Source organism: Advenella faeciporci (assembly GCF_014652395.1).
In the GTDB taxonomy this organism is placed as follows: domain Bacteria; phylum Pseudomonadota; class Gammaproteobacteria; order Burkholderiales; family Burkholderiaceae_B; genus Advenella; species Advenella faeciporci.
The window spans coordinates 17,479-27,439 of record NZ_BMYS01000026.1 but is presented as its reverse complement, the minus strand read 5'-3'; the positions used below and the strand labels follow the sequence as shown (position 1 = coordinate 27,439).

Below are 9,961 nucleotides of genomic sequence, written 5' to 3'. Positions count from 1 at the left end.
TACAATCACGAACGTATCAAGCTCAAGTTAAACGGCCTGAGTCCGGTACAATACCGGACTCAGGTTTTAGCTGCCTAGTTTTTAACCGTCCAACATTTGGGGGTCACTTCACTCCTGCGTGGGAACCGGGATCTTCTCCCTTCACTTGTTCCTGGTTCCCATGCTCCTGCGTGGGAACCGGGATGAGGAGAGCACCACCCCGTCAGGCTTCGCCTGCCACCCCTCCACAGAGGGGAATTTTCCTGCTTCGTGGAAACAGTTGTGTTGTTTGCCCATTCCCTGAACTGAGCTGCTGTCAAACTTGCACAAGCGGAATGATCGTTCAGGTGCGGCGACTTCGGCACGAAGCGGCGTCGGAGCAAACCTGAATAATCATTCCGCGCCAGTATTAGGAATGCGGATATTCAAACTGACGTCCGTATGCATTACCACACAGGAGTGTGGGAACGAATTGCAAAACACAAACAGACATCCTGTCGATTGCAACGCGCTGGCACGATCATCCTTGTTGCTCAACGCTTTTATATACAATATCCCTACGCATTATTTTTTGACTCCCGTACCATGTCCACCATGCCTCATCACACCCCCAACAACAATCTGCCCGAGATAGATCCCGATTCCCTTGAACACAGCGCCCGTACCGCCGTGTATCTGCAGCAACTCATCAAGCAGCAGGGCAGCATTCCTTTCAGGTTATGGATGCACGAGGCCCTGTACGCCCCCGGGCTGGGCTATTACACCAGCGGCAATACCAAACTGGGCAATGAACGGGACCAGGCGGTTACCCAAAGCCCGGCTGGCGACTTTACCACCGCCCCTGAATTAAGCCCCTGGTTTGCCCGCACGCTGGCACGGCAAATAACGCAGGTACACAAGGCAAGCGGCACACTGGATATCCTTGAGTTTGGTGCCGGTTCGGGCATTCTGGCACACGACATACTGGCTGCCCTTGACAACCCCGATATCAATTATTTTATTCTTGAACTTTCTCCGGACCTGAGGGCAAGGCAGCAGGAAAAACTGTCCGGTTTCAAAAACCAGGTTCAATGGCTTAGCCGGCTACCTGAACGTTTTGAAGGCTGCGTGATTGCCAATGAAGTCCTGGATGCCATGCCGGTTGAACTGTTCCAGTGGGAAGACAATGGCACGCTGGCGGAAAAATACGTCACCCTGGACAACAACAGCCAATTCATGCTGGTCAACCAGCCCGCCACTGCCAAGCTGGCTGAAAAAATAGCCCGCCGCATGCCTGCCCTGCCGGGTTATACGTCTGAAATCAACCTGCAGGCCGAGGCCTGGATTCATGAAATGGGACGCTGGCTGGCTAAAGGCGTGGCTTTTTTGATTGATTACGGCTTTCCGCAAAAAGAGTACTACCACCCCCAACGGGCCCAGGGAACGTTGATGTGCCACTTGCGCCATCATGCCCACGGCAACCCGTTGGTTTACCCAGGCATCCAGGATATTACCGCCCATGTGGATTTCACGGCCATGGCCGATGCCGCCCTTGAGGGCGGACTGGAAGTGCTGGGTTACACCTCACAGGCCAACTTCCTGCTTAACAGCGGCTTAATGAAACTGCTCTCAACCCTGGATCCGCAGGATACGGCCCGTTACGCCAGGGAAATCGGTCCGGTGCAAAAATTGCTGTCCGAAGCCGAAATGGGTGAACTGTTCAAGGTCCTGGCTATTGGGTTTGGCATTGATGAACCCTTGATGGGCTTCTCCCGTGGTGACCGTCGCCATATGCTTTAAATAAAAACCATTCAGGATTGAACCAGATACTCATACACTGATTCAACCCGCGCCTGCCTGACTGCTTCCTTGATCAGGCCAGGCTGGCCGGCATATTCACGGGCGATGGCGCCCGCATCAATTTGTCTGGCACGGTCAAGACACATGCGCCAGAATGATTCAAGCACGTTCCCGCTGCCATGACTGTTGTCTTCCGAAGCCGCTTGCATGCATGCACACGCCCGCACCAGATCCATGAAGCGCTCAGGCTTTCTAATACCATCGCAACGCTCGATAATACCTACAACCCTGTCGGCCATCTCAAGGGAGTTATCATGTTTCCCCTGCGTCAGGCCCGCTATTTCCGCCCTGACAACCCGCAACAAACGGGCATAATCAAGACAATCATTCGGCACTCTCAAGTGCCTGGACAAGGCTTCAGCATCAGGCGTTTCAAGGCATAAAATGGCAAAACGCGATGGCAGGGGCAAACCGCAAGCATGTGCGGCATCCAGCAGATCCGCCACCCGTCCGTTCCACACCAGTTGCGGCATTACCCGGGGCAAGGCATGAACCTCAGCCAGCATTTTGAACATTCTTGACGGTTTTTCACACAGCATGCCGCGTGAAATTTCTTTCCAGACCCGTTCCGGCACCAAGGCATCCACTTCGCCATTGTCCACCATATGGCGGCATAACTGACGGGTTTCTTCAGCCAGGCTGAACCGGGTGAAGCGGGCCGCAAAACGGGCCACCCGCAAAATCCTTACCGGGTCTTCAATAAAGGCATCACCTACATGCCGGAACAAGCCGGCCTGCAAATCCGCCTGCCCGTTCAATGGGTCAATAATATGTCCTGCCCTGTCCTGCGCCATGGCATTAATGGTCAGGTCACGACGTTTCAGGTCGTCTTCAAGTCGGACATCTTTGCCGGTGTAAAACGTGAAACCCTGGTAACCTCGCCCTGATTTTCTTTCGGTACGGGCCAGCGCATATTCTTCCTTGGTGTGCGGATGCAAAAATACCGGGAAGTCACCACCCACGGGAATAAACCCGCGGGCCGTCATGTCTTCGGGCGCTGCCCCCACCACCACCCAGTCCTTATCGCCTTCCGGCAGGCCCAGCAGGCGGTCTCGCACGGCACCGCCCACAATATAAACATCCAGGCCTTCCAGGCAATTGTTTTTTTTATTTAACACTTCAAGCATTTCCAAAAACTAAGGTGTCACCGTACCCAGGCGCTGCACCAATGATTGCGGCTGCCCGGTAAACAGGGTGGCATACCAGGTTGCGTTGGACATGACATGCTTCACATACAGCCGGGTTTCGGTAAAGGGAATGGTTTCGGCAAAAATGGCCCCTTCCACCGGCCCCGATAAACTGCTGCGCCAGCGCTTGGGACGGTTCGGTCCGGCATTATAGCCAGCCGTGGCCAATACTTCGGAATTACCCAGGTCATTTTTCACCATGCTCAGGTAGGAAGTACCCAGCACCGTATTGGTCTCAAACTCATTCACATCACTTATGGAAAAACCGGACATGCCGATTTTGTTAGCCACCATTTTTGCCGTACCGGGCATGACCTGCATCAGGCCTGCCGCCCCTACTCGTGAACGGGCTACCGGGACAAAACGGGATTCCTGCCTGATAAGGCCATATACCCATGCGGGGTCAAGCCCGACATTACGGGCCTGCTGGCCCACCTTGCCCTCGAAGGGGGCCAGGAATCGCTGCCTGAAATTGATATCACCCTGTGTCAATAAAGAGGTATTAATGGCCCGGTCATAGATATTTTCCTGCACGGCCCATTCGGCTGCCGCCATCAGTTCACGGTCATTCAGACCCCTGATGGCAAAGTTCCATTCGGCAACTGCTTCAGGTCGCCAGCCCAAATTGAACAAGCTGACAGCGCGCTGTAACCCCCTGTTCTGACGGATATGCGCCAATTCAGCCGCATTGCTGGCAGGCGCCTGAGGTGGCAAAGTGATTTTGCGACCCAAGGCTTCGGTGGCCAGTTGACCGTAGAAACCATGATCGTCATTGGCAACCGTTTCAAACCCCTTGCGGGCAGCTGCAGTGTTACCCATGGCTTGCCAGGCCCTGGCTTTCCAGTATGTCCAGACGGGTTCTTGCTGTTGCGCTGGTGGCATCATGCCAATGGTTTTGGCCACCCATGGCCAGTCTATGTCCGGTTGACGCAAAGCTGCCCTCACCCGCCAGGCATGATTGTATTCGCTTAAACGAAAACCTTCTCCGGCCTGCCGGTACCATTGGTCTGCCCGATCTTCCAGGTTCAAGACAGAAACCAGACCAAACTGGGCAAGAATCCATGGCCGGTTTTCGGCTGAAACCAGTATCTTACCGTTACTTTGCAAAAACGCATAACCGCCATCACGGTCTTGCCTGGCCAGACGGCTGAATGCCAAGGTTCTTAATTCTTCCTGTTCCCGGCTTTGTGCCTGACCACTTTGGCCGGACAGCCAGGCTTTTGGATTGGCCATGAAAGCATCGTAATCTTTCATTTGCGCGGGATTGAACAGCATGGCTGCAAAACGCCGGGCATTGGCCTTATTGTCATATTCAATATCATCACGTAACAGGGGCTGAATATGATCCCATTGCAGCACTTTTGAGGCATACAGTTGCGCCAGCATGTCCCAGCAGGCGGTCCCCGGACGAAAGGCATCCATGGCCTGGCTGGCAGTGACTCGTCCATGACCCATATGCCGGGCATGCAAAACAGCGCAATCAACCTGTGCATTATTCAGGTTCACATTGCCCAGTTTGCGAACCGTGGCAAAATCCCTGGTGCGGGCCGCCTCCAGTATCCAGTCTGCCTTCAAACGCTCATGCAAATAAGGGTTCTGGCTTTTTTCAAGGAAAGCAAGAATTTCACCAGTGGGGACGGGTTCGGAACGGCTCCTGATTTGGTTGCGCAAATACCAGAACATGGGGTACTCGCCCAGTTCCTGATCTTTACGGGCCTGCTGGGCAAGGGTGGGCAATTGCGCCCAGTTTTTTGCCTGCATCGCCTCATAAGCCGACATGACGGCATTGCGCGCATCGGCAGGCACTTGTGCTGGCGGGCCATAATATTGCAATGATGGGGCAAGCTGTCCTTTGATGTCTTTTTCAGCGGCCGATGTGGACGTTTCGGCACAGGCAGTTAACAATAACAGTAAAGGCACCAGCCCCATCTGCCAACGCGACGCCTGTTTCTTGAAAATGCCCCAACGTGTTATTCTTGTTTTTCTTGAATGATTACTTTCTGTCATTTTGATCCTCAAAACCGGTACCTATGAACATAACCCGAACCGCACGCATGAACAATCAGGAAATACGCAAGTGGCTGACAACTTCCCGCCTGGCATTGACAGCATCAATCCGTGAAAAATACAGCGGGCAAATACGTCAGCACTTCATGACATGGTTCAGGCAGTTTACCCTGGAGCATCCGCAATCCTCCTGCCGGATTGCCGGATTCTGGCCCATCAAGGAAGAACCCGACCTGATTCCCCTGTTAACCGAGCTGGACCGGCAGGGCCATGAGCTTAGCCTTCCGTGCATAACAAAACAGGATAGCCCGCTTGAATTTTACCGCTGGACGGCCACAACCCCGTTACAGCCCGGCCAATTCAATATTCCAGAGCCACAGTTAAGTGAAAAATCGTTGCCTGCCGATATTATACTGGTGCCCACATTGGGTTTTACACGCCACGGTCACCGTATCGGGTATGGTAAAGGCTATTATGACCGCACTCTGGCCGACCTGCACGAAAAAGGACATGTCTTCATTAAAATCGGCGTTGCCTGGGATGAAGGTGAAATTACCGTACCCTACACGCCAGAACCACACGATATCCCGCTTGACTATATCCTGACGCCTTCAGGATTGCATGCACCACTTAAATAAGTGGCTGCGCGAACGGGCAGAGGCTAACAAGCTTTTTGTAATAATACCGGTCTTTCAACCGGTACCATAGAAACAATAAGCGATGATCAAGTCAGATCAATAGCTGAGGTTTTCCCAGATAGACAGGGTGGCTTCGGCATTGTTGAGGGTATAAAAATGGATACCTGGCGCACCTTTATCAATAAGCTCCTGGCACAACCGGGTGACCACTTCTGTCCCGAACTGGCGGATTGCCTGTTTATCATCACCGAATTCAGCCAGCCGCAAACGGATCCAGCGCGGGATTTCAGCACCGCACATTTGTGAAAAACGAACCAGCTGCGTGTGATTGGTAATAGGCATGATCCCCGGCACAATCGGAATATCCACCCCCTTGGCACGCACGTTATCCACAAAACTGAAATAAGCATCAGCGTTAAAAAAATACTGGGTGATGGCACTATCGGCCCCTGCCCTGACTTTTTGCACAAAATGTTCAATATCCTGCTCAAACCCCTGTGCCTGCGGGTGCATTTCAGGGTAAGCAGCCACTTCAATATGAAACCAGTCACCGGAGTGCTCGCGAACCAGTTGCACCAGGTCACTGGCATGACGCAGGTCGCTGCTTACCATCCCCATTCCCGAAGGCAAATCGCCCCGCAAGGCAACCAGCCGTCTTACCCCCTCGGCCCGATAGGCCTCAAGAATTTGGCAGATGCTGTCCTTGTCGGCACCTATGCATGATAAATGCGGCGCTGCCTCGTAACCCATCCGGGAGAAAAGACGCACGGTTTCTGCGGTACCTTCGCGGGTAGAACCACCGGCCCCGAACGTCACACTGACGTAGCTCGGATTGATGATTTGCAACTGCCTGGCCGTACCCACCAGACGCTCACGCCCAGCCTGGTCTCGCGGCGGAAAAAATTCCAGGCTGAATGACTCTTTGGAAAACGAACTCATATTAATTCAAAAGACTTAAAAGGATCCCTGAAATAATACTATAGATTAACGCCCCGGCCAGCGCCCACCAGAACCCGTCTACCTGGAACCCATTGAACAGCGAGCCCGCCAGCCAGAATAGCAAAGCATTCAGGATAAACAGGAACAATCCCAGGGTAACAATGGTAATAGGAATGGTGAGAAAGGCCAGAACAGGATAAATAATTGTATTGACCAGGCCCAGGATAACTGCCGCAATCAATGCCGAGCCAAAGCTGGCAACCGTAACACCAGGCAGGATATAGGCAACCACCATCAGCGCCAGCGCCTGTAACAACCAGGTAAGTATTAATGACATTTGCTGCTCCAGAAAACAGGATCGGAAAGCTGCCTTAAAGACAGCTTTTATACAATAAATCCATAGTAACGTATATGCAATCCGGATATTTCAGGATAGCCGGATTGCAAGGTTTTACCGATCAATAACGGTAGTGATCCGGTTTGAAAGGCCCATCTACGGCAACCCCGATATAGTCGGCCTGCTGTGGTGACAGCTTGCTTAACTGCACACCCAGTTTTTTCAGGTGCAGACGGGCCACTTTTTCATCAAGGTGTTTAGGCAGCACATAAACCTGGCCTTTTTGATAGGCATCGGTACGTGTGAACAATTCGATCTGGGCAATGGTCTGGTTGGTGAAAGACGCGGACATCACAAAAGAAGGATGGCCGGTTGCGCAACCCAGGTTGACCAGGCGGCCCTTGGCCAGCAGAATAATGCGTTTGCCATCGGGGAAAATGATGTGGTCAACCTGCGGCTTGATTTCTTCCCACTGCAAGTCTTCTACGGCAGCCACGTCAATTTCATTGTCAAAGTGACCGATATTGCACAAGATGGCCTGGTCTTTCATTTTTTCCATATGACTGCGGTCAATCACGTGGTAGTTGCCGGTGGCCGTTACAAAAATATCGGCCTTGTCGGCGGCTTCTTCCATGGTGACCACTTTATAACCTTCCATAGAGGCCTGCAAAGCGCAGATAGGGTCAATTTCACAAACCCATACCTGGGCACGCAAGGCTTGCAAGGCTTGTGCACAGCCTTTACCCACATCACCAAAACCCACTACAACAGCCACTTTACCGGCAATCATGACATCGGTGGCACGCTTGATGCCGTCTACCAGGGACTCACGGCAGCCATACAGGTTGTCGAATTTGGATTTGGTCACGGAGTCGTTCACGTTGATGGCAGGAAACTGCAGCTCACCTTTTTGTGACATCTGATAAAGACGATGTACACCGGTCGTGGTTTCTTCGGTAACGCCCTTGATTTGTGCCAGGCGGGTAGAGTACCAGGTCGCATCAGTGGCCAGTTTTGCCTTGATGGCGGCAAACAGCACACGCTCTTCTTCACTGCCAGGATTGGCCAGCACGGAAATATCTTTTTCTGCCTTGGCGCCCAGGTGCAACAGGGTCGTGGCATCGCCACCATCATCCAGGATCATGTTTGCCTGCTCGCCCGGCCACTCAAAAATTTTGTGGGTATATTGCCAGTACTCTTCAAGCGTCTCACCCTTGACCGCAAACACGGGAATGCCACGCTCGGCAATCGCGGCAGCAGCATGATCCTGGGTAGAGAAAATATTGCATGAGGCCCAACGCACCTCGGCCCCCAGGGCAACCAGTGTTTCAATTAACACACCGGTCTGGATAGTCATGTGCAGGCTGCCGGCAATACGGGCACCTTTGAGGGGCTGTGAAGCGGCAAACTCTTCACGGGTTGCCATCAGGCCGGGCATTTCCGTTTCGGCAATGCTTAATTCACGGCGTCCCCAGCCAGCCAGGGAAATATCAGCAATTTTATAATCAGCAGTAGTCATTGTAAAAAATCCAATAAATGCTGCTTTGGCAATGAATGCGAACTCGTCTCACCATCAACTACAAAGCAGGTTAATGATGAGCGCCGTTACATGAAAAAAGATGTATTCCGAGCCTGGCAGATTGCACTGTTAAGGCATGAATCCAATCATGCAGAACAGGCAAACTGTCGCAGCGCCCCTCGGAAATATTCGAAATAGTTTACCCCAAACGCGTTTCTTAAAGTTCAAAAAGTGCCTTGCACCAAAAGATGGCAAGGCACTTTTTGCACGACCCTGTTAACGGGCGTTTTTCAGTGCATTGACCTTATCGGTGGCTTCCCAGCTGAACTCGGGCTCGGCGCGGCCAAAATGACCGTAAGCAGCGGTTTTGCTGTAGATGGGTCGCAACAGGTCGAGCATTTGCACAATCCCGCGTGGACGCAGGTCAAAATGCTCACGAACCAGCAAGGCGATTTCGTCATCGGGGATAACGCCTGTACCTTCAGTGTAAACCGTGATATTGATGGGTTCAGCCACGCCAATCGCATAACTGACCTGCACCTGACACTGGCGTGCCAGGCCTGCAGCCACAATATTCTTGGCCACATAACGGGCGGCATAAGCAGCCGAACGGTCTACCTTTGAAGGGTCTTTACCCGAGAAGGCGCCACCGCCGTGCGGGCAGGCACCACCATAGGTGTCCACAATAATCTTGCGTCCGGTAAGACCGCAATCGCCTTGCGGCCCACCAATCACGAAAATGCCGGTCGGATTGACCAGGAATTTGGTTTTGGGCGTAATCAGGCCATCAGGAAAGCTGGGCTTGATAATATCCTCAATGACCGCTTCGCGGATGGAAGACTGTGAAATTTCAGGGGCATGCTGGGTGGACAGCACAACCGTATCCACTTCTGCAGGTTTACCATCAATATAGCGGAACGTGACCTGTGATTTGGCATCGGGGCGCAACCATGGCAAGCGGCCGTCTTTGCGCAATTCGCTTTGCCGCTGCACCAGACGGTGTGCGTACCAGATGGGAGCCGGCATCAGGTCGGGGGTTTCATCGCAGGCGTAGCCAAACATCAGGCCTTGGTCACCGGCACCCTGGTTAAGGATTTCATCGGGGCTGCGATCGACGCCCTGGGCGATATCGGGTGATTGCTTGTCATAGGCAACCAGCACGGCACAGCCTTTGTAATCAATGCCGTAAGCGGTATTGTCGTAGCCAATACGCTTGATGGTGTCACGTGCAACCTGAATATAATCAATGTTGGCCGTTGTGGTGATTTCACCGGCCAGCACGACCAGTCCGGTATTGCACAAGGTTTCGGCAGCTACCCGGGCTGTTGGATCTTCGGTAAGAATAGCATCCAGAATGGCATCGGAAATCTGGTCAGCCACCTTGTCGGGGTGACCTTCAGAAACAGACTCGGAGGTAAATAAAAAATCGTTTTGAGCCATTGATCAGCGTCCTTTTATAATGTCAGAAACTCCGACGTTTTTGAGGTAAGAACGCGCAGCACCTTTATTTCAAATG

At 52.7% G+C, this 9,961-nt stretch carries 9 protein-coding genes and 1 riboswitch; of the genes, 3 read left to right on the top strand and 6 right to left on the bottom strand.

Going from position 1 to position 9,961, the window contains the following annotated elements; genetic code table 11:
- The coding region (locus IE074_RS13640) for an IS3 family transposase (protein WP_189384867.1) at nucleotides 1–78 on the top strand (78 nt) is incomplete at its 5' end.
- Nucleotides 79–564: 486 nt separating this feature from the next.
- Nucleotides 565–1,758 (top strand): class I SAM-dependent methyltransferase, encoded by a 1,194-nt coding sequence (locus IE074_RS13635; RefSeq protein ID WP_229794032.1) that lies wholly within the window; start codon nucleotides 565–567, stop codon nucleotides 1,756–1,758.
- Nucleotides 1,759–1,769: 11 nt separating this feature from the next.
- Here the strand turns inward: IE074_RS13635 and IE074_RS13630 are convergent, their stop codons facing one another.
- Nucleotides 1,770–2,936 carry a tRNA nucleotidyltransferase/poly(A) polymerase-related protein gene (locus tag IE074_RS13630; protein WP_308429776.1) on the bottom strand — a complete coding sequence of 389 codons (1,167 nt, stop codon included), beginning with the start codon at nucleotides 2,934–2,936 and terminating at the stop codon, nucleotides 1,770–1,772.
- Nucleotides 2,937–2,954: 18 nt separating this feature from the next.
- Nucleotides 2,955–5,012 (bottom strand): lytic transglycosylase domain-containing protein, encoded by a 2,058-nt coding sequence (locus IE074_RS13625; RefSeq protein WP_229794031.1) that lies wholly within the window; start codon nucleotides 5,010–5,012, stop codon nucleotides 2,955–2,957.
- A gap of 23 nt (nucleotides 5,013–5,035) precedes the next feature.
- Between IE074_RS13625 and IE074_RS13620 the strand changes: the two genes are divergently transcribed.
- Nucleotides 5,036–5,650 (top strand): 5-formyltetrahydrofolate cyclo-ligase, encoded by a 615-nt coding sequence (locus tag IE074_RS13620; protein ID WP_189386001.1) that lies wholly within the window; start codon nucleotides 5,036–5,038, stop codon nucleotides 5,648–5,650.
- Nucleotides 5,651–5,746: 96 nt separating this feature from the next.
- On the opposite strand, the gene metF is transcribed toward IE074_RS13620, so the two are convergent.
- From metF to metK, 4 genes are all read right to left on the bottom strand, one after another.
- Nucleotides 5,747–6,589 (bottom strand): methylenetetrahydrofolate reductase [NAD(P)H], encoded by an 843-nt coding sequence (gene metF / locus IE074_RS13615; RefSeq protein ID WP_189386000.1) that lies wholly within the window; start codon nucleotides 6,587–6,589, stop codon nucleotides 5,747–5,749.
- 1 nt (nucleotide 6,590) lies between these two features.
- Nucleotides 6,591–6,926: a phage holin family protein gene (locus tag IE074_RS13610; RefSeq protein ID WP_189385999.1), complete on the bottom strand. Its 336-nt coding sequence runs from the start codon at nucleotides 6,924–6,926 to the stop codon at nucleotides 6,591–6,593.
- A 121-nt stretch (nucleotides 6,927–7,047) separates the two neighbouring features.
- Nucleotides 7,048–8,445: an adenosylhomocysteinase gene (gene ahcY / locus IE074_RS13605; RefSeq protein WP_189385998.1), complete on the bottom strand. Its 1,398-nt coding sequence runs from the start codon at nucleotides 8,443–8,445 to the stop codon at nucleotides 7,048–7,050.
- A 71-nt stretch (nucleotides 8,446–8,516) separates the two neighbouring features.
- Nucleotides 8,517–8,632, bottom strand: a riboswitch (S-adenosyl-L-homocysteine riboswitch).
- A gap of 89 nt (nucleotides 8,633–8,721) precedes the next feature.
- Nucleotides 8,722–9,885 carry a methionine adenosyltransferase gene (metK, locus tag IE074_RS13600; RefSeq protein WP_189385997.1) on the bottom strand — a complete coding sequence of 388 codons (1,164 nt, stop codon included), beginning with the start codon at nucleotides 9,883–9,885 and terminating at the stop codon, nucleotides 8,722–8,724.
- Nucleotides 9,886–9,961: the final 76 nt, after the last annotated feature.